Below are 24079 nucleotides of genomic sequence, written 5' to 3'. Positions count from 1 at the left end.
TTCACTGGGCAACGACCTGCTCAGTGCCCGGTGGGCTGCACCTGCTCCACCCGGGGCGCCGACCGGGGCACCCGCCGCCACACCGCCCGCTGGACCGCCAGCGTGGCCAGCGCCGCCAGCAGGATGCCCGCCAGGTTGATGCCGAGCTGGGTGGCCGCGCGGGCGAACTCGGTGCCCCCGCCGAGCGCGATCGCCACCGCCATGTCGGCCGCGGCCGGCACCGTGGTCACCGAGATGAAGACGCCGACGAGCGCGCCGCTCTTCGCCGAGGTCAGCGACAGGACGCCGGCCACCCCGGCCAGCACGGCGACGACGACCGACCAGCGGTCCGGCGCGGTGATGAACCCGGTGGCCGGGCGCGGCATCGTGAGCACCTCCGTCCCGAACCAGCCCAGCAGCCGCCCGGCGACGGCGACGAGGGTCGTGACCCCGATGGCGACGGCGAACCCCACGGCCAGCGACACGGCCGCCCGGCGGGCGATGGAGCGCCGCCGGTGGACGACGGCGACCGCGAGCGCGGCCAGGGGCGCGAACTCCGGGCCGAGCACCATCGCGCCGATCACCAGGACGGCCGAGTCGTTGACGATGGCGACCGCCGCCAGCAGCGTGGCGATGGTGAGGAAGGCCAGGTAGGAGGCCGACAGCGAGGACTCGGCGTCCGTCGTCCGCACCACCTGCTCCCAGACCACGGCGTCCGTGCCGTCCCCGGGCGCCCGCCGCTCGGCCTCCTCCGCGGCGGCCGAGACGGCCGCGTCCACGGCCTCCATCGTGATCCCGCCGTCCCGGTCGACGTGCAGCCGGCGCAGGCAGGCGACCAGCTCGTCGGCGGACTCGCGGGCGACGTCGGCGAGCACCAGGTCGCCCGGCGGGGCCAGCGAGGCGCCGGGGAACACCGCCACGTGCGCGGTGCCCGGGCACGCGGCGAACAGCTCCCGCACCGCGGCGGTGCGGTCGGGGGGCACGGTGACCCGCAGGTGCAGCAGCACCGGGGTGTTCTACCGCCCGGGACGGCGACGGCGCGCGTCCCGGGTCGGGACACGCGCCGTCGTGGTTCCGCGGCCTCGTGGGGGCCGGCCGCCGGCCGTCCGCCTACGCGGGGCCGTGCTCCGTGGCCGCCGAGCCGGTGCCGGCCACGTCGTCGGCCTTGCGGCCCACGTCGGCGCCGGGCTCGGTGCCCGGCGCGCCGGCCGGTGCCAGCGAGCGCAGCAGGATCTGGCTGACGTCGAGCACCTCGACGTGCTCGCCGGCCTCGCCGTTCTGCTTCTTGGTGGTCAGGGCGTCCGACAGCATCGTGATGCAGAACGGGCAGGCGGTGGAGATCAGGTCGGGATCCAGGGAGAGCGCCTCCTCGGTGCGCTCCATGTTGATCCGCTTGCCGATCTTCTCCTCCATCCACATCCGGGCCCCGCCGGCGCCGCAGCAGAAGCCGCGGTCCCCGCAGCGGTGCATCTCCTGCTTGTCCAGGCCCTGCACGGAGTCGAGGATCTCCCGCGGCGGCGTGTAGACCTTGTTGTGCCGGCCGAGGAAGCACGGGTCGTGGTAGGTGACCTTGCGGTCGACCGGGGTCACCGGGGTGAGCCGGCCCTCCTCGACCAGCTTGCCCAGCAGCTGGGTGTGGTGCACCACCTCGTAGTGGCCGCCGAGCTGCGGGTACTCCCGGCCGAGGCTGTTGAAGCAGTGCGGGCAGGTGGCCACGATCTTGCGCATCCCCGGCACCCGGCCCTCGAAGACGCCGTTGAGCGTCTCGACGTTCTCCTGGGCGAGCATCTGGAAGACGAACTCGTTGCCCATGCGCCGCGCCGGGTCACCGGAGCAGGTCTCCCCGGAGCCGAGGACGGCGAACTCGACGCCCGCGGTGTGCAGCAGCTCGGCGACGGCCTTGGTGACCTTCTTGGCGCGGTCGTCGATGGCGCCGGCGCAGCCGACCCAGAACAGGTACTCGACGTCGTAGGGCAGCGGGCCGTCGGCCTGCCGGACCTCGAAGTCCAGCTCCTTCATCCAGTCCTCGCGGGTGCCGGCCTGCACGCCCCACGGGTTGCCGCGGTTCTCCAGGTTGCGCAGCATCACGCCGGCCTCGGAGGGGAAGTTGGACTCGATGAGCACCTGGTAGCGGCGCATGTCCTCGATGTGGTCGACGTGCTCGATGTCGACCGGGCACTGCTCGACGCAGGCGCCGCAGTTGGTGCAGCTCCACAGGACGTCGGGGTCGATGACCCCGCCCTCCTCGAGGGTGCCGACCAGCGGGCGGTGGGCCTGGGCGTCGTTGGTGCCCTCGATGCGGGCGTAGCCGGAGGCCCAGACCTGCTCGTCGCTGGGCTTGAGGACGTCGTAGTCGGGGGCGGACTCGCTGGCCGTCTTCTCGCCGAGCAGGTACGGGGCCTTGGCGTAGAGGTGGTCCCGCAGGTCCATGATCACCATCTTGGGGCTCAGCGGCTTGCCGGTGTTCCACGCCGGGCACTGGCTCTGGCACCGCCCGCACTCGGTGCAGGTGGTGAAGTCCAGCATCCCCTTCCAGGTGAAGTCCTCGATCTTGCCGCGGCCGAAGATCGCGTCCTCGTCGGGGTCCTCGAAGTCGATCGGCTCGCCGCCGGAGGTCATCGGCTGCAGCGGGCCGAGCGCCACCCGGCCGTCGTCCTCGCGCTTGAAGTAGATGTTGAAGAAGGCGCTGAACCGGTGCCAGGCCACGCCCATGTTCAGCAGCCGGCTGACGACGACCAGCCAGACCAGCGACGCGACGATCTTGACGAACGCGATGACGCTGACCAGGTCGGGGGAGGCGGGCAGGAGGTTGGCCAGCAGGCCGGAGACCGGGTGCGACCACGCGGGGGCGTCGTCGAGGCCGGCGGCGATCTTCGCGGCGCGGATGCCGAGGATGCACAGGCCGACGATGAGGACGATCGCCTCGACGAAGTAGCCGCGGCCCTCGTTGGAGCCGGCGAAGCGGCTGCTGCGGCCCTGGCGGCGCGGGTGGTCGAGCTGGCGCCGGATGATCAGGTAGATGATGCCGAGCACCGTGCCGGTGCCGATGACGTCGACGAACAGGCTCCAGATGCCCCAGCTGCCGATCAGCGGCAGGTGGAACGCCGGGTCCCACACCTCGCCGAAGGCCTCGACCAGGGTGAGGAACAGGCCGTAGAAGCCGACGAAGACGAACCAGTGGGCGACGCCGATCGCCGACCACTTGAGCATCCGGGTGTGCCCGAGGGACTCCACGACGAGCGTCTTCAGGCGCGGGCCGACGGGACCGGAGCGCGTCCCGTCGGGTTGCCCGGTGCGGATGATGCGGATCATGGCCCGGACCGCCCGGTACACCATGACGACCGAGACCACCAGGAACAGGACGCTGATCGTCCCGAGGACGATCTGCAAGGGGCCCATCGACTTCCCTCCCGGACGCCGCCCGGCGTCCGTTGACTCCCCGCCCGCCGGGACGACGGGTGTGCCCGCGCCGGCTCGGGGCCGGGGACGGGCCGCGGCGGGCACCGGTGCCCGCACGCGTCGCACGATAGCTGTCGGGCCAGGAGGCTACTCGCCGGTAACCGAAGACGTCGGCGCCGCGACCGGCCGCCCCGGACGACGATCAGGTCACCTGGTCGTCGCCGGTCCTGGCTCACCACCGGTGCTGAGCCAGGACCGGCAACGGTGAGCCCGGACGGCGGTTGTCCACAGAGGTCCTCGGCGGGCCCCGCCGCCCGGCCCCGGGCCGGACGCTGGCCTGGTGCACCCGACACTCAGGGCCGTGGCCGAGTCCCGCTTCGGCGTCTTCACCGCCGCGGAGGCCGTCGCGGCCGGCTACGCACGGGAGGACGTCGGCGGGCTCGTCGCCCGCGGTCGTCGGGTCCGGTTGCGCCGAGGGGTCTACGCCGACCGGGCCGCCGTCGACGCGGTCGCGGGGGATCCGGGGGCGCAGCACCGCCTGGCCTGCGCCGCCGTCCTCGTGCGGTTGGCACCCGGCCCCGCCGTCAGCCACGCCTCCGCGGCCCGCGTCCTCGGGCTCGTGGTCCCGGGATCCCCCGATGACCACGTGCGGCTCACCGACGAGGCCCAGTGGCGGCGCGGCCGCGGGTACGAGGTCACCCGGGCCTCCCTGCCGCAGGGCTCCGTCCGTCCCCTCGGCCCGTTCCGGGTGACCGCGCCCGCCCGGACCCTCGTCGACTGCGCGCGCCAGTGGGCGCTCGAGGATGCCGTCGTCGCCATGGACGACGCCATCCACCGCCGGCTGCTGGGTGCCGAGGAGCTGAGGGCGGCCGTGCTGGCGCAGACGCACTGGCTCGGCATCGGTGGTGCGGCGCGCGCGGCCGGGCTGGCCGACGGCCGGGCCGAGTCGCCGCTCGAGACGCGGGGCCGCCTGCGCATCCTCGGCTCCGGGTTGCCCGCGCCCGACCTGCAGGTGGAGATCCACGACCGGCACGGCTTCGTCGGCCGGGTCGACGGGTGGTACGAGGAGGCGGCGGTGGCCGTCGAGTTCGACGGTCTGGTGAAGTACGAGGCGCCCCGCGACGGTCGATCGCCGGCCCGGGTGGTCTGGGAGGAGAAGCGGCGCGAGGACGCGCTGCGCGCGCTGGACATCCGGGTGGTGCGGATCGCCAACGCGGACCTCGGCCCGGCCTGGCCGCGCGTCGAGGAGCGGCTGACGGCGCTCCTCGCCACCCCGTTCCTGGGTCCACGGCGGTTCACGGCGGTGCCGATGGAGGAACGGGAGCCGCGGAGCGCGTGAAGCGCCCATCCGCCGTCCTGGCTCACCCTTTCGGGTCCTGGCTCACCACCGGTCGTGAGCCAGGACCGGCGACGACCAGGTCACCTGATCGTCGGGTCACCCAGGTGCGCGCCTGGTCATCGAGCGGCGCGGCGGTGTGGTGGGGGTCACGGGTGAGGACGGCGGGCCCCCCGGGAACACCGGCGTGCGGGGTGCCGTTATGGTGGTCAGGAAAGTTGAGCGGACCTCGCGCAAGGCGGCCCGCCCGGCTCCTGGACACCACAGCACAGCACGCAGTTCACGGAAGAGAGGCCAGCCCCATGGCTCGAGCGGTCGGTATCGACCTCGGCACCACGAACTCCGTCGTCACCGTCCTCGAGGGCGGTGAGCCGACGGTCATCGCCAACTCCGAGGGCTCGCGCACCACCCCCTCGGTCGTCGCGTTCGCCAAGAACGGCGAGGTCCTCGTCGGCCAGTCGGCCAAGAACCAGGCGGTCACCAACGTCGACCGCACCATCCGCAGCGTCAAGCGCGAGATGGGCACCGACTGGAAGTCGGCCGAGATCGACGGCAAGCGGTACACCCCGCAGGAGATCAGCGCCCGCGTCCTGCAGAAGTTGAAGCGGGACGCCGAGACCTACCTCGGCGAGCCGGTGACCGACGCCGTCATCACCGTCCCCGCCTACTTCGAGGACGCCCAGCGCCAGGCCACCAAGGAGGCCGGCGAGATCGCGGGCCTCAACGTCCTGCGCATCGTCAACGAGCCGACCGCCGCCGCGCTGGCCTACGGGCTGGACAAGGGCGAGACCGAGCAGACGATCCTCGTCTTCGACCTCGGTGGCGGGACGTTCGACGTCTCCCTGCTGGAGATCGGCGAGGGCGTCATCGAGGTCAAGGCGACCGCCGGTGACAACCACCTCGGTGGTGACGACTGGGACCAGAAGATCGTCGACCACCTGGTCAAGACGTTCAACGCCGCCAACGGCATCGACCTGTCCAAGGACAAGCTGGCCATGCAGCGGCTCCGCGAGGCCGCCGAGAAGGCCAAGATCGAGCTGTCCGGGGCGCAGTCGACCAACGTCAACCTGCCCTACATCACCGCCGGGGCCGAGGGGCCGCTGCACCTCGACGTCACGATCACCCGCGCCGAGTTCCAGCGGATGACGCAGGACCTGCTCGAGCGCACCCGCGCCCCGTTCAACCAGGTGGTCCGGGACGCCGGCATCTCCGTCGGCCAGATCGACCACGTCGTCCTCGTCGGTGGCTCGACCCGCATGCCGGCCGTCACCGAGCTGGTCCGCGAGCTGACCGGCGGCAAGGAGCCCAACAAGGGCGTCAACCCCGACGAGGTCGTCGCCATCGGCGCCGCCCTGCAGGCCGGTGTCCTCCGCGGCGAGGTCAAGGACGTCCTGCTGCTCGACGTGACCCCGCTGTCCCTGGGCATCGAGACCAAGGGCGGGATCATGACCAAGCTCATCGAGCGCAACACCACGATCCCGACCAAGCGCTCGGAGATCTTCACGACGGCCGACGACAACCAGCCGTCGGTGCAGATCCAGGTCTTCCAGGGCGAGCGGGAGATGGCGGCCTACAACAAGAAGCTCGGCATGTTCGAGCTGACCGGCCTGCCCCCGGCGCCGCGCGGTGTCCCGCAGATCGAGGTGGCCTTCGACATCGACGCCAACGGCATCGTGCACGTCACCGCGAAGGACCTCGGGACGGGCAAGGAGCAGTCGATGACCATCACCGGCGGCTCGGCCCTCCCGAAGGAGGACATCGAGCGGATGATGAAGGACGCCGAGGCCCACGCCGAGGAGGACAAGCGCCGCCGCGAGGAGGCCGAGACCCGCAACCTGGCCGAGTCGTTGCAGTACCAGACCGAGAAGTTCCTGGCCGAGAACGGCGAGAAGATCCCGGCCGACAAGAAGGAGGAGCTCGGCGAGGCGCTGACCGAGCTGCGCTCCGCCCTCGGCGGCTCGGACATCGCCGCCATCAAGTCCGCGCAGGAGAAGGTCGCGCGCATCTCCCAGGAGGTCGGCGGGGCGCTCTACGCCCAGCAGTCCGAGGCCGGTGCGGCCGGTGCGGCCGGTGCGGCCGGTGCCGGGGCCGGGGCGGGCGCTCCCGGTGACGGCGGTGCGTCGGCCCGGTCGGCGGACGACGACGTCGTGGACGCCGAGATCGTCGACGAGGGCCCGGGCGAGGGCACCGACCGCCGATGACACCGACCGACGCGTGCGGAGGTCGGCGATGACGGAGCGGGAAGAGGAGCCGCGGGTCGTCATCCGCGACAAGCGGCGCATCGACCCGATCAGCGGCACCGTGCGGGTGCCGGCCGGTGAGGAGCCGGCCGGTGCCCGCACGGGCGCACACGGCACAGGGGAGCAGATGAGCGAGCACGAGACCGTGGCCGGCGACCGACCGGCGGCGGCCGAGGACGACGTGACCCGCCAGCTGGCGGAGCGGACCGAGGACCTGCAGCGGGTCACCGCGGAGTACGCGAACTACCGGCGGCGGGTCGACCGGGACCGGCAGCTGGTCGTCGACCAGGCCGCGGAGCGGTTCGCCACCCAGCTGTTCCCGATCGTCGACGACATCGAGCGCGCCCGGGACCACGGCGAGCTCACCGGTGGGTTCAAGTCGGTGGCCGACCGGATCCTCGGCCTGGTCGAGGGGCTCGGCGTGGAGGCGTTCGGCCGGGCCGGCGACCCGTTCGACCCGGCGCTGCACGAGGCGGTCATCCACGACACCTCCCCCGAGGTGCAGGTCCCGACGGCGAGCACGGTGCTGCGGCAGGGCTTCCGCCGCGGCGACCGGGTGCTGCGGACCGCGATGGTCGCGGTGACCGACCCGGAGTCCCCGGCGGCCCCCGCGGCCGGGGCCGGGGACGGTGCCGCGGACGCCGCCCCGGGCACCGAGGCCCCGAGCGACCCGTCGACCGGCGCCCCGGCGTCCGACTGAGCGCGAGAGGGGGCGTCCGATGAGCACCCGGGACTTCATCGAGAAGGACTACTACGCCGCGCTGGGCGTCCCCCAGGACGCCGACGCCGCGGCGATCAAGAAGGCCTACCGCCAGCTGGCGCGGGACCTCCACCCGGACAAGAACCCGGGCAACACCGAGGCCGAGGCCCGGTTCAAGGACGTCTCCGAGGCCTACGACGTGCTCTCCGACCCCAAGCGGCGGGCCGAGTACGACGAGGCGCGGCGGCTGTTCGGCGCCGGTGGCGCGGGTGCGCGGGCCGGCTTCCCCGGCGGGTTCCCCGGTGGCGCCGGTGGCGGGCAGCCGTTCGACCTCGGCGACCTGTTCGGCGCCGCGGGCGCCGGCCGCGGGGCCGGTGCCGGCGGCGGGCTGGGCGACCTGTTCGGCGGCCTCTTCGGCGGTGGGGGCGCGGGCTCGGCCCGGGCCCGCAGCCAGGCGGCCTCCGGCCCGGCCCGGGGCCAGGACGTCGAGACCGAGGCGACCCTCTCGTTCGAGGAGGCCGTCCTCGGCGTGACCGTCCCGCTGCGCATGCAGAGCCCGGGCGTCTGCCCGACCTGCTCGGGCAGCGGCGCCCGGCCCGGCACCTCGCCGCACACGTGCTCGGTGTGCCAGGGGGCGGGGGTCACCAGCCGCAGCCAGGGGGCCTTCGCCTTCTCCGAGCCGTGCCGCAACTGCCGCGGCACCGGCACGGTGATCGACGACCCCTGCCCCACCTGCGCGGGCAACGGCGTGACCACCCAGACCCGCACCATCACCGTGCGGATCCCGGCCGGGGTCAAGGACGGGCAGCGGATCCGGCTCGCCGGCAAGGGCGCCCCCGGTCGGCGCGGCGGGCCGGCCGGGGACCTGTTCGTCGTGGTCCACGTGTCCGGTCACGAGCTGTTCGGCCGCAAGGGCGACGACCTGACGCTCACCGTCCCGGTCACCTTCGCCGAGGCGGCCCTCGGGACGACGCTCACCGTGCCGACCCTGGACGGCAGCGTCTCGCTCAAGGTGCCGCCGGGCACCGCCAGCGGGCAGACGCTGCGCGTCCGCGGCCGCGGGGTGCCCGGCAAGGGGCGCCCGGGCGACCTGCTGGTCACCGTCGAGGTCGCCGTCCCCAAGCGGCTCTCGCCGGCCGCGCAGGAGGCCGTCAAGGTCCTCGACGCCGAGCTCGGCGACCCGCGGCCGCGGATCACCGCGGCCGTGCAGGACCAGGGGGGCGGGCGGTGAGCGCACCGATCGACGGGAGCCGCGAGCAGCGGGACGCCGGGCGCGCGGTCGCCGAGGACGCGCCGGTGTTCGTGATCTCCGTGGCCGCCGAGCTGGCCGGCATGCACGCGCAGACGCTGCGCCAGTACGACCGGCTCGGCCTGGTCAGCCCCGGCCGCACCCGCGGGGGCGGCCGCCGGTACAGCCCGCGCGACGTCGCCCTCCTGCGGGAGGTCCAGCGCCTCTCCCAGGAGGACGGCGTCAACCTCGCCGGGATCAAGCGGATCATCGACCTCGAGTCGCAGGTGGAGGCGCTCCGGCAGCGGGTGCAGGAGCTGCTCACCGAGCTCGAGGTGGCCGAGGGCCGCGCGGTCGCCGCCGAGTCGGCGATGCGGGCCGGTTTCGGCGGTGACCTGGTCCCGCTGCGGCCCTCGACCTCGGCGCTCGTCGTGTGGCGGCCCCGGGACCGCCGATGAGCGACACCGCCGGGGCCACCCACGAGGCCTACGTCCGCCTGGAGCGGGAGATCGGCCTGCTGCTGCGCCGCTCCCGCGCCATCTCCGCCCGGCTGTCCCGGGAGCTGCACCCCGACCTAGACGGCGCGGCCTACGGCCTGCTCGCGCTGCTGCAGGACACCGGGCCGCTGCGCGCCAGCGACCTCGTCGTCCGGCTGGGGCTGGACAAGAGCACCGTCAGCCGGCAGCTGGCCTCGCTCGTCGACCTGGGCCTGGTGACCCGGGAGGCCGACCCCGCCGACGGGCGCGCGCAGGTGCTGCGCACCTCGCCGGAGGGTGCCGCGCGCCTGACCCGCATCCGCGAGGCGCGCCGGGCCCGCTGGGAGGCCGACCTCGCGCACTGGCCGGCCGAGGACGTCGGCACGCTGGCCGACCTGCTGGCCCGGTTGAACCAGCTCGGTGAGGCGCGGGACCGGGAGGACGCCGACCGGTCCTGACCTCCCCCACCGGGGAGCGTGGGCCACCTCGCACCCGCCGCAAGTTGTAGACCGCAACCAAGTGGACGTACGGTTGCGGTCTACACCTTGTTCCGGGGAGGGCGGGCCCGTGCCCGTGCTCCCGGCACCGGCTCCGGGAGCACCGTGACCACCACCCTCCGCCGTCCCGGCACCGCCGCGGCGCCCGACGGCCCCGCCGACCGCCCGGCCCTCGCCACCGCGCCGGTCGAGCAGCAGGGCCCGATGTCCCACCGCCAGGTCCTCGAGGCGCTCTCGGGGATGCTCCTGGCGATGTTCGTGGCGTTCCTGTCCTCGACCGTCGTCTCGAACGCCCTGCCGACGATCATCACCGACCTGCGCGGCAGCCAGGCCCAGTACACCTGGGTGGTCACCGCCACGCTGCTCGCCTCCACCGCGTCGACGCCGGTCTGGGGCAAGCTCGCCGACCTCGCCAGCAAGAAGCTGCTGCTCCAGCTGGCGATCGTGGTGTTCGTCGTCGGCTCGATGCTGGCCGGGCTGGCGCAGTCGGTCGACACGCTGATCGCCTGGCGGGTGCTGCAGGGCCTGGGCCTGGGCGGCATCCAGGCCCTGGTGCAGATCGCGATGGCCGCGATGATCAGCCCGCGGGAGCGCGGTCGGTACTCCGGCCTGATCGGCGCCACGATGGCCGTGGCCACCGTCGGCGGCCCGCTCCTCGGGGGCGTGCTGGTCGACACCAGCTGGCTGGGGTGGCGGTCGGTCTTCTACGTCGGCGTCCCCTTCGGGGCGCTGGCCCTGGTGCTGCTGCAGCGCACGCTGCACCTGCCGGTCACCCGGCGCGCCGTCACCATCGACTACCTCGGCGCGGCGTTCCTGACCGCGGGCGTCTCCGCGCTGCTCATCTGGGTCACCCTCGCCGGCGACACCTTCCCGTGGTGGTCGCTGCCCACCGCGCTCCTCCTCGCCGGCGGCACCCTGGCGGGCGTCGCGTTCGTCGTCACCGAGCTGCGGGTGGCCGAGCCCGTCGTGCCGCTGCGGCTCTTCCGGGACCGGACGACCACCCTGGCCGTCGTGGCCAGCATCGCGATCGGCGTCGCGATGTTCGGCTCGTCGGTCTTCCTCGGCCAGTACCTGCAGATCTCGCGCGGCTACTCGCCCACGGCGGCCGGCCTGCTCACCGTCCCGATGGTGGCCGGGCTGCTGGTGTCCTCGACGGTCTCCGGGCTGCTGATCACCCGGTACGGCCGGTGGAAGCGCTTCCTGGTCGGGGGCTCGCTGCTGGTCGTCCTCGGGTTCGGCCTGCTGGCCACCGTCGACCACGAGACCGACGTGGTCGTGCTCGGGGTCTTCCTCTTCGTCCTCGGCACCGGCATCGGCATGACGATGCAGAACCTCGTCCTCGCGGTGCAGAACACCGTGGCCGCCCGGGACCTGGGCGCGGCCAGCTCCGCGGTCGCCTTCTTCCGGAGCCTCGGCGGGACCATCGGCGTGTCCGTCCTCGGCGCGGTGCTCAGCGGCCGGGTCGGCGACCTCGTCACCGAGGGCCTGGCCGGCTCGCCCGCGGTCGCCCGCGCCGCCCAGGGCTCCGGGGGCGTCGGGCTGGCCGACCTGGCCGACGCACCCGCCGCGGTGCAGACCCTCATCCGGGTCGCCTACGGTGACGCGACCGGGCGCGTCTTCCTCGTCTCCGGCCTGGTCGCGGTCGTCGCCGTGGTGGCCGTCCTGCTCGTCCGCGAGGTGGCCCTGCGCACCGAGAGCGGCGAGGAGCGCCTGCGCGGCGACCGGGACGACCGCTAGCGTCGTCCGCCGGCCCGCAGGAGGCGGGCCGGCGACGAGGGAGGTGCGGGTGGCCGCGGACCGGGCACTGCTCGTGGTGGTCAACGCGGCGGCCGGCTCGGCCGGCGAGGAGGCGGTCGACGCCGCCGTGGCGGCGCTGCGCCGGGGTGCGGACGTCGAGGTGGTCGGAACCCGGGCCCCCGAGGACCTGGACGAGGTGGTCGCCGCCGCCGGCGACCGGCGCCTCGTCGTGGTGGGCGGGGACGGGTCGCTCTCGGCGGTGGCGACCGCGCTCGACCGGGCCGGGGTGCTCGACGCGGGTTCGCCCCTCGGGGTGGTCCCGGCCGGCACCGGCAACGACCTGGCCCGCGCGCTCGGGCTGCCGCTGGACCCGGAGGAGGCCGCGGCCGTCGTCCTCGGCGGGGTGCCCCGGCGGCTCGACGTGCTGGACGACGACGCCGGTGGCCTGGTGGTCAACGCGGTGCACGCGGGGATCGGCGCTCGGGCGGGGGCCCGGGCCGCGGGCCTCAAGGCCGCGCTCGGAGCGGTCGCCTACCCGGTGGGTGCGGTGGCGGCCGGGGTGGCCGAGGAGGGCTGGCCGCTGCGCGTGGAGGTCGACGGCGCGGTGGTGACCGCCGCGGACGGCGCGTGGACCGCCGACGGCGACCGGCCGGTGCTCATGGCCGGGGTCTGCAACGGCCCCTCGATCGGCGGGGGCAGCGAGCTGGCGCCGGACGCGGACCCGGGCGACGGGCTGCTCGACGTCGTCGTGAGCGTCGCCACCGGACCGGTGGCCCGGGCCGGCTACGCGGCGGCGCTGGCGGCCGGGAGGCACCTGGAGCGGGAGGACGTCGTCCGGGTCCGCGGGCGCGCCGTCCGGCTGTCCGGCGCGCCCGTGGACCTCGACGGGGACGGCGAGATCGAGGAGGCCGTGCCGGCACGCACCTGGACGGTGCGGCCGGCGGCCTGGTCCCTCCTCGTCCCGGACCCTGCCGACGGGCTCAGGAGTCGAGCGCGGCGTCCAGGCTGATCTCGACGCCGGCGAGGGCCTTGCTCACCGGGCAGCCGACCTTGGCCGCCTGCGCAGCCTGCTGGAAGCCGTCGGCGTCGAGCCCCTCGACCTCACCGCGCACGGTGAGCTTGATCGTGGTGATGGTCGGTGCGCCGTCCTTCTGACCGAGCGTGACGTCGGCCGAGACCTCGAGGGCCTGCGGGGTGCCGCCGGCCTTGCCGATCTCGCTGGACAGCGCCATCGCGAAACAGGACGAGTGGGCCGCCGCGATGAGCTCCTCGGGGCTCGTCGTGCCGTCGGCCTCCTCGGCGGCCCGCTTGGGGAACGACACCTCGTAGGTGCCGACCTTGGAGCTCGAGAGCTCGACCTGGCCGGAGCCGTCCATGAGCGTGCCGTTCCAGGCGGTCCGTGCGGTACGGGTGGGCATGGGTCCTCCTCCTCGGACGGGTGGTGTCCGGGGAGCGCCCTACCCGGGCCGGTTGCGGGCAACCGCCCGCCCGGCGGGTCAGTTGTTCGTGACCCGGTCGGTGACCTGCTCCAGGCGGCCCTTGAGCTCGGTGAACTCGGCGGAGTCCATGTCCAGCGCGCAGATGATCTCGGAGGAGATCCGCTCGGCGTGCTCGCGCAGGCCCCGGCCGGTGTCGGTGAGGGCGATCGAGACCGAGCGCTCGTCGTCGAGGCGGCGGTGGCGGGTCACCAGGCCTGCGGCGGTCAGCCGCTTGAGCAGCGGCGAGAGGGTGCCGCTGTCGAGGTTGAGGCGGGCGCCGAGCTGGCCGACGGTCTGGTTGTCCTGCTCCCAGAGCAGCATCATCACCAGGTACTGCGGGTACGTGAGCCCGATGGCGTCGAGCAGCGGGCGGTACCGCGCCGTCATGGCTCGCGAGGCCGCGTAGAGCGCGAAGCACAACTGGTCCTCGAGGACCACGCTCGGGGCCGGCAGACGCGTCATCCTTCGAGTCTAGGCGCTCGGTGGCGCGCGACCGGGATTCGCCCACCCGAACTCGCCCGCCAGGGTGTCGCGGCCCCCGCGGGCCGCACGGCCGCCGGTGGACTTGAGCGGAACAGACTCAACTCCTGGCGCGTTGGACCGGTCGACGCCCCGACCACTCGCGGAAGGACCGGACCACCCGACCATGCAGAGCAAGCTCACCACCCGTTCGCAGGAGGCGATCGCGGCCGCCCAGCGGCTGGCGGTCGACCGTGGCCAGGCGGCCCTGGAGCCCCTGCACCTGCTCGTCGCGCTCCTGGAGCAGACCGACGGCATCGCCGGCCCGCTGCTCCGGGCGGTCGGTGCCGACGCATCCGACGTCCGCACCAAGGCGGAGGCCGCCGTCCGTCGCATGCCCAGCGTCAGCGGCGCCACGGTGCCCGCCCCGTCGCCGTCCCGCGAGTTCCTGCGCGTCCTCAACGCGGCGGGGGAGCAGGCCTCCGCCCTGGGCGACGAGTTCGTCTCCACCGAGCACCTGCTCGTCGGCCTCGCCGACGCGGGCGGTGAGGCCGGGGCGGTGCTCAGCAGCGCCGGCGCGACCCGCGACGCCCTGCTGGCCGCCTTCCGCACCGTGCGCGGCAGCCGCAAGGTGACCACGCCCGACCCGGAGGGCACGTTCCAGGCGCTGGCGAAGTACGCCGTCGACCTCACAGAGCGGGCCCGCGAGGGCAAGATCGACCCGGTCATCGGCCGGGACACCGAGATCCGCCGCGTCGTGCAGGTGCTGTCCCGGCGGACCAAGAACAACCCGGTGCTCATCGGCGAGCCCGGCGTCGGCAAGACCGCGATCGTCGAGGGCCTGGCCCAGCGGATCGTGGCCGGCGACGTCCCGGAGAGCCTGAAGGGCAAGCGGCTGATGGCGCTGGACCTGGCCTCCATGGTCGCGGGCGCCAAGTACCGCGGTGAGTTCGAGGAGCGGCTCAAGGCCGTCCTGCAGGAGATCACCGACGCCGAGGGCGAGGTCATCACCTTCATCGACGAGCTGCACACGATCGTCGGCGCCGGCGCGACCGGCGAGGGCGCGATGGACGCCGGCAACATGATCAAGCCGATGCTCGCCCGCGGTGAGCTGCGGATGGTCGGCGCCACCACGCTCGACGAGTACCGCGAGCACATCGAGAAGGACCCCGCGCTGGAGCGCCGCTTCCAGCAGGTGCTGGTCGGCGAGCCCTCCGTCGAGGACACCATCGGCATCCTGCGCGGGCTCAAGGAGCGCTACGAGGTGCACCACGGGGTCCGGATCACCGACGCGGCGATCGTCGCCGCGGCGGCCCTCTCCGACCGGTACGTCACCGCCCGCTTCCTCCCGGACAAGGCGATCGACCTGGTGGACGAGGCGGCCAGCCGGCTGCGCATGGAGATCGACAGCCGCCCCGTCGAGGTCGACGAGGTCGAGCGGGCCGTCCGCCGGCTGGAGATCGAGGAGATGGCGCTGGCCAAGGAGGACGACCCGTCCTCGGTCGAGCGGCTCGAGGCGCTGCGCGCCGACCTGGCCGACAAGCGGCAGCAGCTCGACGAGCTGACCGCCCGCTGGCAGCAGGACAAGGGCGCGATCGTCCGCATCCAGCAGATTAAGGAGGAGCTGGAGCGGCTGCGCACCGAGGCCGAGCGGGCCGAGCGGGACGGCGAGCTGGCGCACGTCGCCGAGCTGCGCTACGGCCGGATCCCGCAGCTGGAGAAGGCGCTGGCCGAGGCCGAGGCGTCGGTCGAGGACGGCGAGTCGATGCTCAAGGAGGAGGTCGGCCCGGACGACATCGCCGAGGTCGTGCAGGCCTGGACCGGCATCCCCGCCGGCCGGCTGCTCGAGGGCGAGACGCAGAAGCTGCTGCGGATGGAGGAGGAGCTCGGCCGGCGGGTGGTCGGCCAGCCCGACGCCGTCCGTGCGGTGTCCGACGCCGTCCGCCGGGCGCGTTCCGGCGTGGCGGACCCGAACCGGCCGACGGGTTCCTTCCTGTTCCTCGGCCCGACCGGCGTCGGCAAGACCGAGCTGGCCAAGGCGCTGGCGGAGTTCCTGTTCGACGACGAGCGGGCGATGGTCCGCATCGACATGAGCGAGTACTCGGAGAAGCACTCGGTCGCGCGGCTGGTGGGGGCACCCCCCGGCTACGTCGGCTACGAGTCCGGCGGCCAGCTCACCGAGGCGGTGCGGCGGCGCCCGTACACCGTCGTGCTGTTCGACGAGGTCGAGAAGGCGCACCAGGACGTCTTCGACGTGCTGCTCCAGGTGCTCGACGACGGTCGGCTGACCGACGGCCAGGGCCGGACGGTGGACTTCCGGAACACCATCCTGATCCTGACCTCGAACCTCGGGTCCCAGCTCATCGCCGACCAGTCGGTCGAGGAGGGGCGGCGCCGGGCGGCGGTGCTCGAGGTGGTCCGGTCGCACTTCAAGCCCGAGTTCCTCAACCGGCTCGACGACGTCGTGGTCTTCCGGGCACTGGGCAGCGAGGAGCTGGCCGGCATCGTCGACATCCAGGTCGGCGTCCTGGCGCAGCGGCTGGCCGCCCGCCGGCTGACCCTCGACGTCACCGACGCCGCCCGCGAGTGGCTGGCGCTCAACGGGTTCGACCCGGTCTACGGCGCCCGGCCGCTGCGCCGGCTGGTGCAGTCGGCGATCGGCGACCAGCTGGCCAAGGCCCTGCTGGCCGGCGACATCCGGGACGGCGACCGCGTGCTCGTCGACGCCCCGGAGGACCTCGCCGTGGACGGCCTCACCGTCACCCGCGGGTGACCCGGGACGCGGGACCCGGCGGCTCCGCGCCGCCGGGTCCGCGCGTCCACCCGCGGCGCGGGGCGGGTCGCCGCGCCCGCACCGATAGCGTGGGGCGTCCGCGCAGGCCGACGGGGAGGGAGCGCCCGATGACCGCAGGTCCCGGGGGTCAGGACCCCCAGCAGGGGTGGCAGCCGCCGCAGCGGGACCCGCAGGCGCCGCCGCCCCACCCCGGCGGCTACCGGCCCGCCCCGTCCGCTCCCGGCATGCCCGCCGGGCCGGCCCCGGTGCGCCCCGACACGGTGCGGTTCGGCGTCGGCGCCTTCATCGCGAACCTGCTGCTGGGCCTGGTCGGCTCGGTGGTCACCTTCGCCGACCTGGACTCGATCATCGACACGGCGCTCGCCGGCGGCGGCGCCGAGCTGACCGAGGACGGCGTCCGCACCGTCTTCCTCATCACCGGGGTGGTCGCCCTGGTCTTCGCCGTCCTCGAGGTGCTGTTCCTCTGGTTCGCCTGGCAGGGGCGCAACTGGGCGCGGGTCGTGCTGCTGGTGCTCGGGGCGTTCGCCGTGGTCAGCGGCCTGTCGGCGCTCGCGCAGCCGAGCACCGGCTTCCTCACCGCGCTGGCGGTGTGCCAGATGCTGCTGGCCGTCGTCGGGATCGTCCTGCTCTCCCGCCGGCCGAGCACCGAGTGGTACGCGGCGATGACCGCCCGCAGGCGGGCCGGGCTGCGCTGACCCCGCCGCCGACCTCGTCGCCACCGGTCGGTGGCCCGCCGGTGAACCGGATCGGCCCCCCAGGACGAAGACGTGCCGTGACCACCACCGAGCCGGCGCCCGTCACCGGCCCGGCCCCCACCCCGGGCCGGCGGCGCCGGTGGCCGGCCGCGCTGGCCGGTGTGGTCGCGGCGGGGCTCGCGCTCGGGATCGCGGAGCTGACCGCCGCGGCGGTGGGGCCGCAGTCCTCGCCCGTGGTCGCCGTCGGGGACCGCGTCATCACGCTCGTCCCGGAGCCGGTCGCGCAGGCCGCCATCGCCGTCCTGGGGGAGGCCGACAAGCCCGTCCTCGTCGGCGGCACGCTGGTCCTCGTCGCGCTCGCCGCGGCCGCGCTCGGGCTCCTCGCGCTGCGCCGGCGGGCCGCGGGCACGACCGGGATCCTGCTGCTCGGTGCCCTGGGGGCGCTGGCCGCGCTCACCGGTCCGGCCGGCAGCCCGCTCGACGTCCTCCCCTCGCTGGTCGGGGCCGCGGCCGGGGTCCTCGTCCTGCCGGTCCTGCTGGCCCCGCTGGAGGCGCCGTCCGCGACCGGGGCCGCACCTCTGACCGGGGCCGCACCTTCGCCTGGGGCCGCACCTCCGCGCGGGGCCGCCCGGGTGGCGCGGCTCCGCGACGCCCTGGCCGCGGGGGACCGCAAGGGCGCCGGGCTGGACCGCCGCCGCTTCCTCCTCACCACCGGGGCCGCGGCCGGGGCCGCCGTGGCGGCCGGGGGGACCGGCCGGCTGCTGCTGCGCCGCTTCGACGTCACCGGCGCCCGGGCCGGACTGGTCCTCCCGGCGCCGGCCTCGCCCGCCGGGCCGCTGCCGGCCGGCGCCGACCTCGCCGCGCAGGTGCCCGGCCTGACCCCGCTGGTGACGGCGAACCGCGACTTCTACCGGATCGACACCGCGCTCACCGTGCCGCAGGTGGACCCGGTGGCCTACCGGCTGACCCTGCGCGGGATGGTGGGCTCCCCGCGCAGCTACACCCTCGACGACCTGCTCGGCCGCGACGACCTGATCGAGCGCGACGTGACCCTGACCTGCGTCTCCAACGAGGTCGGGGGCGGGCTGGCCGGCACCGCCCGCTGGCTCGGCGTCCCGCTGGGCGCCCTGCTCCGTGAGGTCGGGGTGTCCCCGGACTCCGACCAGCTGGTCTGCCGCTCGGTGGACGGCATGACGATCGGTACCCCCGCTCGCGCGGCGCTCACCGTCGAGGACGCGATGCTCGCGGTCGGCATGAACGGCGAGCCGCTCCCCGTCGAGCACGGCTTCCCGGTGCGCATGGTCGTCCCCGGGCTCTACGGCTACGTCTCGGCCTGCAAGTGGCTCGCCGAGATCGAGGCCAGCACCTACGCCGCCTTCGACGCGTACTGGGTGGAGCGCGGCTGGGCCGCCCGGGGGCCGGTGAAGGTCGCCTCCCGCATCGACACCCCCGGCCCGCTGCGCCGGTTCCCCGCCGGCCGGCGGGCGATCGCCGGGGTGGCGTGGGCGCAGACCAGGGGCATCGGCCGGGTCGAGGTCCGGGTGGGCGACGGCGAGTGGCAGGAGGCCCGGCTCTCCCCCCGGGTCGACGCCGACATCTGGCGCCAGTGGGTCCTCCCGCACGACTTCGCCCCCGGCTCCCACCTGCTCACCGTGCGGGCGACGACCGAGGACGGCGAGGTGCAGACCGCCGAGCGGGCGCCCCCCTCCCCCTCGGGTGCGACCGGCCTGCACTCGATCCGGGTCGTCGCGACCTGACGTGCGGCCGGGCCGTCGGCGCGGTCACCGACCCCTGCGGCCGGTCTCGGGGACGATGGCGCACGCCCCCGACAAGGAGACCCACCGTGACGCGCACCCTCGCCCGCACCGGCCTGCCGGCCCTCGCCGCCACCCTGGCGCTGGCCCTCCCCGCCTGCGGCTCCGACGACACGACCGGCACCGCGGCCGGGGCGGACGCCGCTGCCACCAGCTCCCCCGCCCCGCCGGCGGCGGGCACGGACGGCGGCACGGACCGGGCGACCGCCCCGACCGAGCCCTTCGGCGAGGGCTGCGCGGCCGTGCCGGCCGACGGCGAGGGCAGCCTCACCGGCATGGCCGACGACCCGGTCGCGACCGCGGCCGGCAACAACCCGGTGCTGACCACGCTGGTGCAGGCCCTGCAGGCGGCGAACCTGGTGGACACCCTCAACACCACCGAGGACATCACCGTCCTGGCCCCCGCCAACCCCGCCTTCGAGGCCGTGCCGCAGGACCGGCTGGCCGCCCTCCTGGCCGACACGCCGCAGCTCACCGCGGTCCTCACCCACCACGTCATCCCGGGCCGGCTGGCGCCCGGCGAGCTGGCCGGGACGCACGCCACGCTGAACAACGACGAGGTGACCATCGAGGGCTCCGGGGAGCGGTTCACCATCGACCGGACGCTGACCGGCACCGCCGCCACGGTGGTCTGCGGCGACGTCCGGACCGCCAACGCCACCGTCTACGTCATCGACGGGGTGCTCGCGCCCGCCGCCTCCTGACGGAGGGCCCCGCCCGCGTCAGTTGCGCCGGGCGATGGCGGTGGTGAGCGCCGTGGCGAACGCCGTCCACGCCGCGTACGGCACCAGGACGGCGGCCGCGGGAGGGCTCACCCGCCCGGCCCGCCGGACCAGGTCGGCGGTCGAGGCGGTCAGCGCGGCGCTCTCGACCGCGGCCAGCCACGGCCGGTGGGCGCGGAAGAAGACCGGCGTCCAGGCGGTGTTGAGCGCCAGGTTCACCACGTAGGCGCGGGCGAACCCCCGGCCGCCGTCCGGCGACCGGGCGAGCACCTCGCCGGCCGCCCAGGCCAGCCCCGCGTAGAGGCCGGTCCAGACGACGCCGAAGGTCTGCGGCGGTGGGTACCAGCCGGGTTTCGACAGGCGGCGGAACCACGCGCTGTCCGGGTCGGTGGCCAGGCCGCCGAGGACGGCGGCGGCCAGCGGGCCGGCCGCCGCGGCCAGGCGGGTGCGGGAGAGCGGCACGGTGCCATCGTGGCCCCTCAGTAGGGTCGGGCGCATGAGCACCGACCCCGCCCCCGCGCACCCCTCGTCCGCCGGGGAGGGCCCCTGGGGCGGGGCCGCGCACCCCGACCGCGACCGTCTGCGCGAGCTGGTCGTCGAGCTGGCCGTCGTCCACGGCCGGGTCACCCTCTCGTCGGGGCGGGAGGCCGACTGGTACATCGACCTGCGCCGGCTCACCCTCCACCACGAGGGCGCCCCGCTGGTCGGCCGGGTGATGCGGCAGCTGACCGGGGACCTGCGCTACGACGTCGTCGGCGGGCTCACGCTCGGCGCGGACCCCGTGGCCGCCGCGATGCTGCACGCCGCCGCGGCCGGGGAGGGGCACCTGGACGCCTGCGTGGTCCGCAAGGCCGGCAAGGCGCACGGGCTGCAGCGGCGGATCGAGGGTCCGGACGTCGCCGGCCGGGCGGTCCTCGTCGTCGAGGACGTGTCCACCACCGGCTCCAGCCCGCTGACCGCCGTGGAGGCGCTGCGGGAGGCCGGCGCGGAGCCGATCGCCGTGGCGGTGGTCGTGGACCGCGGCGGGCGGGCCGCGGTCGAGCAGGCCGGGCTGGAGTACCGGGCGGCGTTCACCCTCGACGACCTCGGTCTCTCCTGACCGTGCGCGCGGGCGGGGCGGTCCGACCGTGAGCGCCGAGGTCCGGGACGTCGACCGCTACGGGGAGGACCTCTCCGGCGAGGAGCACACCGGCGTGCTCCTCAGCGGCGTCGACCTGTCCGAGACCACCGGGGACGGCGTCGTCTGGACCGACTGCACCTTCCGCGACTGCCGGTTCACGGGGGCGGCCTGGACCGACGCCGCCCTGGTCGGCTGCACCTTCACCGGCTGCTCCTTCGCCCAGGCGTCGCTGACCGACTGCAAACTGCTGGGCAGCCGCTTCGAGCGGTGCGGCTTCGACCTGCTCGCCGTGGAGCGGGGGGACTGGTCCCTCACCGTGCTCGCCGGCGCCGACCTGCACCGGGCGTCCTTCACCGGCACCCGGCTGCGCGAGTCCGTGCTCGCCGGCGTGCACGCCGCCGGCGCCACGCTGACCGGGTGCGACCTGACCGCGGCCGACCTCACCGACGCCGACCTCTCGGGTGCGGACCTGCGCGGCAGCGACCTCACCGGCCTGGACCCCCGCACCGTGGCGCTCCGCGGCGCCCTCGTCGACGTGGCCCAGGCGGTGGCGCTCGCGACCGCGCTCGGCCTGCGGGTCGGGTGAGGACGGCGGCTGTCGCCCGCGCCGGGGGCGGCGGGATACTGACCGCCGAGCGAGCGACCGACCCCTGACGACAGGAGTGCCCCGCATGCCCATCGCGACCCCTGAGGTCTACGCCGACATGATCGACCGGGCCAAGGAGGGCGGCTTCGCCTACCCGGCGATCAACTGCACCTCCTCGGAGACGGTCAACGCCGCGCTGCGGGGCTTCGCCGACGCCGGCAGCGACGGCATCATCCAGTTCTCCACGGGCGGCGCGGAGTTCGCCTCGGGCACCGGGGTGAAGGACATGGTCACCGGCGCGGTCGCCATGGCCGAGTTCGCGCACGTCGTCGCCGCGAAGTACCCGGTCAACGTCGCGCTGCACACCGACCACTGCCCCAAGGACAAGCTGGACTCCTACGTCCGACCGCTGATCGCGCTGTCGAAGGAGCGGGTGGACGCCGGGCAGGCCCCGCTGTTCCAGTCGCACATGTGGGACGGCTCGGCCATCGAGCTCGGCGAGAACCTCGACATCGCCGAGGAGCTCATGGAGAAGGCCGCGGCGGCCAAGATCGTCCTCGAGCTCGAGATCGGCATCGTCGGCGGCGAGGAGGACGGCGTCGTCGCCGAGATCAACGAGAAGCTCTACACCGCCGACGGCGACTTCCTGCGCACCGCCCAGAAACTGGGCCTCGGCGAGCGCGGCGTCTACCTGCTCGCCGCCACCTTCGGGAACGTGCACGGCGTCTACAAGCCGGGCAACGTCAAGCTGCGCCCGGACGTGCTGCAGCGCGGCCAGGCGCTGGTCGCCAAGGAGTTCGGCCTGCCCGAGGGCAGCAAGCCGTTCAACCTGGTGTTCCACGGCGGCTCCGGGTCGCTGCAGGAGGAGATCCACGAGGCGCTCTCCTACGGCGTGGTGAAGATGAACGTCGACACCGACACCCAGTACGCCTTCACCCGCCCCATCGCCGGTCACATGTTCAGCAACTACGACGGCGTCCTGAAGATCGACGGCGAGGTCGGCAACAAGAAGACCTACGACCCCCGCAGCTACCTGAAGGCCGCGGAGACGTCGATGGCCGCCCGGGTCGTCCAGGCCTGCGAGGACCTCCGGTCGGCCGGCCAGGCGCAGGGCGCCTGACGTGACCGAGCCGGCGAGGTCACGCGTGGACACAGCGGCCCGGGACGCAGGGCCGACGAGCGTCAGCGAGGCGGGCCTGTGACCCACGGGCACCACAACCTGCTCGGGGAGCCCCCGGCCACCCTGCTGCCGGGCAACCCCGAGGCCGACGCCGAGCTGGCCTCCGGCACCCCGGCGGCCGAGGTGGCCGCGCGGCACCCGACCGTGAGCGCGGCCTGGGCGGCGCTGGCCGAGGAGGCGCTGCACCGGCCGGAGCGGCAGCTGCGGGACACGATCGAGGCCTACGCGTACGCCCGCACCGGCTACCACCGCGGGCTCGACGCGCTGCGGCGCAACGGCTGGAAGGGCTACGGGCCGGTGCCCTGGTCGCACGAGCCGAACCGCGGGTTCCTGCGCTGCCTGACCGTGCTGGCCCGCGCGGCCGAGGCGATCGGCGAGACCGACGAGCAGGAGCGCTGCACCGCGCTGCTGCGCGACTGCGACCCCAGCCTGGCGGGGTAGCGCCCTGGCAGCTGCGGGGAAGTCGTCGCCCGGGACCGCTCGCGGACGACGACTCCCCGCAGTCGTGCGGGACCGGGAGCGCCCGACGAGGGGGGCCCGGAGGGTCCCCGAGGAGGGTGGCGGCCGCAGCGGCTCGGCGCGGGTCGGGGACGGCACCGGGCCGCGGTTTGCGCCCGACGAGCGGGGCCCGGAGGGTCCCCGAGGAGGGTGGCGGCCGCAGCGGCTCGGCGCGGGTCGGGGACGGCACCGGGCCGCGGTTGTCGTCCGGTAGGACGACGATGTCACCGTGCAGCACTCGCCCGCCGCCGTCCTGGTCCGCCTGCGCCCGCTCCTGCTCGCGGTGCACGAGGCGCTGGGCGCCGGGGTCCGGGTCAGCGCCGCCGTGCACGCCGCCCACGGCTGGAACCCGGCCGCCGACCGGCACCTCGACCACCAGCTCGTCCGCCGCCAGGCGATGGAGCGGCTGCGGCCGTGGGGGGCCCACCACGACGAGCTCTCCGACCCGCTCCAGGCCCGGCAGCTGGAGGTCGGCGATCCCGGCACCGACAACCTGGGCCTGCCGATGAGCGGCCTGCTGCTGCGCACCCCCACCGACGTGCTGCGGGTGTGGCGGGCCGACGACGGCGAGCTGCCCGCGGCCTCCACCGAGGGCCTGCGGGCCTTCTACCGCCAGGAGCCCAGCCGCCAGCTGCGCCTCGGCCTGGACGACACGCCGGCAGCCACCACCACCCACCTGGCGCTGCTCTGGGCCGACGCCGGCGGCGTGCTCACCCGCTTCGACCTGGTCCGCCCGGCCGGGTCGGTCGGCCGGCGGGTGCAGGTCGACTGGCACGTCGACCTCCTCGCCCGGCTGGTCCACCCGGCGGCCTGAGCCTCACCCGGCCGCGCGGGCCCCCTCGTCGGCGTGCGCGACGTGCGCCAGCTGCCGCCAGATGAGCGCCAGGACGACGGCCGAGCCGGCGAACCCGAACCAGAACGGGCCGGTCACGCCCCAGGTCCGCGCCACCACCCCGCCCACGGCCTGCCCGACCACGATGCCGCCGAAGACGCCGATCGCGTACAGCGCGCCGACCCGGCCCTGCAGGTGCAGCGGGACGGCCCGCATCCGCACGGTGCGCGACGTCGTCCCCCCGGCGAACGCGTGCGCCCCGAAGACGAACATGACCACCATCGCCACCCAGGCGGTGGTCGTCAGGGC

Annotated in this window: 23 protein-coding genes; 17 read left to right on the top strand and 6 right to left on the bottom strand. The window is 74.9% G+C overall.

What is annotated here, in order from left to right; all coding sequences use genetic code 11:
* Positions 1-20: 20 nt before the first annotated feature.
* Both ACI8AC_RS10725 and ACI8AC_RS10720 read right to left on the bottom strand, forming a co-directional pair.
* Positions 21-986, bottom strand: a complete 966-nt coding sequence (locus ACI8AC_RS10725) for a DUF389 domain-containing protein (RefSeq protein ID WP_456897750.1) — start codon at positions 984-986, stop codon at positions 21-23.
* A 103-nt stretch (positions 987-1089) separates the two neighbouring features.
* Positions 1090-3378, bottom strand: a complete 2289-nt coding sequence (locus ACI8AC_RS10720) for a heterodisulfide reductase-related iron-sulfur binding cluster (protein WP_456897749.1) — start codon at positions 3376-3378, stop codon at positions 1090-1092.
* 361 nt (positions 3379-3739) lie between these two features.
* Here ACI8AC_RS10720 and ACI8AC_RS10715 point away from each other — a divergent pair, with 361 nt between their 5' ends.
* From ACI8AC_RS10715 to ACI8AC_RS10680, 8 genes are all read left to right on the top strand, one after another.
* Positions 3740-4717, top strand: coding sequence for a type IV toxin-antitoxin system AbiEi family antitoxin domain-containing protein (locus ACI8AC_RS10715; RefSeq protein WP_456897748.1), 978 nt, complete (start codon positions 3740-3742; stop codon positions 4715-4717).
* 299 nt (positions 4718-5016) lie between these two features.
* A complete protein-coding gene (dnaK, locus tag ACI8AC_RS10710) occupies positions 5017-6915 on the top strand; it encodes a molecular chaperone DnaK (RefSeq protein WP_456897747.1) in 1899 nt (632 codons plus the stop codon).
* 28 nt (positions 6916-6943) lie between these two features.
* Positions 6944-7654 carry a nucleotide exchange factor GrpE gene (grpE, locus tag ACI8AC_RS10705; protein ID WP_456897746.1) on the top strand — a complete coding sequence of 237 codons (711 nt, stop codon included), beginning with the start codon at positions 6944-6946 and terminating at the stop codon, positions 7652-7654.
* A gap of 19 nt (positions 7655-7673) precedes the next feature.
* Positions 7674-8885: a molecular chaperone DnaJ gene (gene dnaJ / locus ACI8AC_RS10700; RefSeq protein ID WP_456897745.1), complete on the top strand. Its 1212-nt coding sequence runs from the start codon at positions 7674-7676 to the stop codon at positions 8883-8885.
* Positions 8882-9340, top strand: coding sequence for a heat shock protein transcriptional repressor HspR (locus ACI8AC_RS10695; RefSeq protein ID WP_456897744.1), 459 nt, complete (start codon positions 8882-8884; stop codon positions 9338-9340). Before dnaJ ends, ACI8AC_RS10695 begins: the two co-directional genes overlap by 4 nt.
* On the top strand, positions 9337-9816 hold the full coding sequence (locus ACI8AC_RS10690; protein ID WP_456897743.1) for a MarR family winged helix-turn-helix transcriptional regulator: 480 nt from the start codon (positions 9337-9339) through the stop codon (positions 9814-9816). The genes ACI8AC_RS10695 and ACI8AC_RS10690 overlap by 4 nt, the downstream gene beginning before the upstream one ends.
* Before the next feature lie 144 nt (positions 9817-9960).
* Complete coding sequence (locus ACI8AC_RS10685) at positions 9961-11592, top strand: MDR family MFS transporter (RefSeq protein ID WP_456897742.1); 1632 nt, start codon at positions 9961-9963, stop codon at positions 11590-11592.
* 49 nt (positions 11593-11641) lie between these two features.
* Complete coding sequence (locus tag ACI8AC_RS10680) at positions 11642-12601, top strand: diacylglycerol/lipid kinase family protein (RefSeq protein WP_456897741.1); 960 nt, start codon at positions 11642-11644, stop codon at positions 12599-12601.
* Here the strand turns inward: ACI8AC_RS10680 and ACI8AC_RS10675 are convergent.
* Positions 12573-13010, bottom strand: a complete 438-nt coding sequence (locus ACI8AC_RS10675) for an OsmC family peroxiredoxin (protein WP_456897740.1) — start codon at positions 13008-13010, stop codon at positions 12573-12575. The two genes, ACI8AC_RS10680 and ACI8AC_RS10675, sit on opposite strands and share 29 nt — an antisense overlap.
* Before the next feature lie 78 nt (positions 13011-13088).
* Positions 13089-13532 (bottom strand): MarR family winged helix-turn-helix transcriptional regulator, encoded by a 444-nt coding sequence (locus tag ACI8AC_RS10670; RefSeq protein WP_456897739.1) that lies wholly within the window; start codon positions 13530-13532, stop codon positions 13089-13091.
* 184 nt (positions 13533-13716) lie between these two features.
* Here ACI8AC_RS10670 and clpB point away from each other — a divergent pair, with 184 nt between their 5' ends.
* From clpB to ACI8AC_RS10650, 4 genes are all read left to right on the top strand, one after another.
* On the top strand, positions 13717-16302 hold the full coding sequence (clpB, locus tag ACI8AC_RS10665; RefSeq protein WP_456897738.1) for an ATP-dependent chaperone ClpB: 2586 nt from the start codon (positions 13717-13719) through the stop codon (positions 16300-16302).
* Between the two features lie 128 nt (positions 16303-16430).
* Positions 16431-17018, top strand: coding sequence for a hypothetical protein (locus ACI8AC_RS10660; RefSeq protein ID WP_456897737.1), 588 nt, complete (start codon positions 16431-16433; stop codon positions 17016-17018).
* Between the two features lie 77 nt (positions 17019-17095).
* Positions 17096-18775: a molybdopterin-dependent oxidoreductase gene (locus tag ACI8AC_RS10655; RefSeq protein WP_456897736.1), complete on the top strand. Its 1680-nt coding sequence runs from the start codon at positions 17096-17098 to the stop codon at positions 18773-18775.
* Positions 18776-18861: 86 nt separating this feature from the next.
* On the top strand, positions 18862-19536 hold the full coding sequence (locus ACI8AC_RS10650) for a fasciclin domain-containing protein (RefSeq protein WP_456897735.1): 675 nt from the start codon (positions 18862-18864) through the stop codon (positions 19534-19536).
* A gap of 18 nt (positions 19537-19554) precedes the next feature.
* On the opposite strand, the gene ACI8AC_RS10645 is transcribed toward ACI8AC_RS10650, so the two are convergent.
* Positions 19555-20016, bottom strand: a complete 462-nt coding sequence (locus ACI8AC_RS10645) for a TspO/MBR family protein (RefSeq protein WP_456897734.1) — start codon at positions 20014-20016, stop codon at positions 19555-19557.
* Positions 20017-20050: 34 nt separating this feature from the next.
* Between ACI8AC_RS10645 and pyrE the strand changes: the two genes are divergently transcribed.
* The 5 genes from pyrE (at position 20051) to ACI8AC_RS10620 (ending at position 23752) form a co-directional block, all read left to right on the top strand.
* On the top strand, positions 20051-20653 hold the full coding sequence (gene pyrE, locus ACI8AC_RS10640; RefSeq protein ID WP_456897733.1) for an orotate phosphoribosyltransferase: 603 nt from the start codon (positions 20051-20053) through the stop codon (positions 20651-20653).
* Between the two features lie 28 nt (positions 20654-20681).
* Positions 20682-21260, top strand: a complete 579-nt coding sequence (locus tag ACI8AC_RS10635) for a pentapeptide repeat-containing protein (RefSeq protein ID WP_456897732.1) — start codon at positions 20682-20684, stop codon at positions 21258-21260.
* A gap of 85 nt (positions 21261-21345) precedes the next feature.
* Positions 21346-22380 carry a class II fructose-bisphosphate aldolase gene (gene fbaA, locus ACI8AC_RS10630; RefSeq protein ID WP_456897731.1) on the top strand — a complete coding sequence of 345 codons (1035 nt, stop codon included), beginning with the start codon at positions 21346-21348 and terminating at the stop codon, positions 22378-22380.
* A 78-nt stretch (positions 22381-22458) separates the two neighbouring features.
* Complete coding sequence (locus ACI8AC_RS10625) at positions 22459-22881, top strand: DUF3151 domain-containing protein (RefSeq protein WP_456897730.1); 423 nt, start codon at positions 22459-22461, stop codon at positions 22879-22881.
* Between the two features lie 286 nt (positions 22882-23167).
* Positions 23168-23752, top strand: a complete 585-nt coding sequence (locus ACI8AC_RS10620) for a hypothetical protein (protein WP_456897729.1) — start codon at positions 23168-23170, stop codon at positions 23750-23752.
* A 3-nt stretch (positions 23753-23755) separates the two neighbouring features.
* Here the strand turns inward: ACI8AC_RS10620 and ACI8AC_RS10615 are convergent, their stop codons facing one another.
* Positions 23756-24058, bottom strand: coding sequence for a hypothetical protein (locus ACI8AC_RS10615; protein ID WP_456897728.1), 303 nt, complete (start codon positions 24056-24058; stop codon positions 23756-23758).
* Positions 24059-24079 lie beyond the last annotated feature (21 nt).

The sequence above is a fragment of the Geodermatophilus sp. SYSU D00758 genome (genome assembly GCF_054049955.1).
Note: the sequence above shows the minus strand (reverse complement) of the source record. Positions and strands in the feature narration are given on the sequence as shown.

Bases quoted from the DNA above. Each gene is read 5' to 3' on its own strand.
- ACI8AC_RS10720 (WP_456897749.1), bottom strand. From the start codon at position 3,378: ATGGGCCCCTTGCAGATCGTCCTCGGGACGATCAGCGTCCTGTTCCTG.
- dnaK (WP_456897747.1), top strand. From the start codon at position 5,017: ATGGCTCGAGCGGTCGGTATCGACCTCGGCACCACGAACTCCGTCGTC.
- grpE (WP_456897746.1), top strand. From the start codon at position 6,944: ATGACGGAGCGGGAAGAGGAGCCGCGGGTCGTCATCCGCGACAAGCGG.
- dnaJ (WP_456897745.1), top strand. From the start codon at position 7,674: ATGAGCACCCGGGACTTCATCGAGAAGGACTACTACGCCGCGCTGGGC.
- ACI8AC_RS10690 (WP_456897743.1), top strand. From the start codon at position 9,337: ATGAGCGACACCGCCGGGGCCACCCACGAGGCCTACGTCCGCCTGGAG.
- ACI8AC_RS10675 (WP_456897740.1), bottom strand. From the start codon at position 13,010: ATGCCCACCCGTACCGCACGGACCGCCTGGAACGGCACGCTCATGGAC.
- ACI8AC_RS10670 (WP_456897739.1), bottom strand. From the start codon at position 13,532: ATGACGCGTCTGCCGGCCCCGAGCGTGGTCCTCGAGGACCAGTTGTGC.
- clpB (WP_456897738.1), top strand. From the start codon at position 13,717: ATGCAGAGCAAGCTCACCACCCGTTCGCAGGAGGCGATCGCGGCCGCC.
- ACI8AC_RS10660 (WP_456897737.1), top strand. From the start codon at position 16,431: ATGACCGCAGGTCCCGGGGGTCAGGACCCCCAGCAGGGGTGGCAGCCG.
- pyrE (WP_456897733.1), top strand. From the start codon at position 20,051: ATGAGCACCGACCCCGCCCCCGCGCACCCCTCGTCCGCCGGGGAGGGC.
- fbaA (WP_456897731.1), top strand. From the start codon at position 21,346: ATGCCCATCGCGACCCCTGAGGTCTACGCCGACATGATCGACCGGGCC.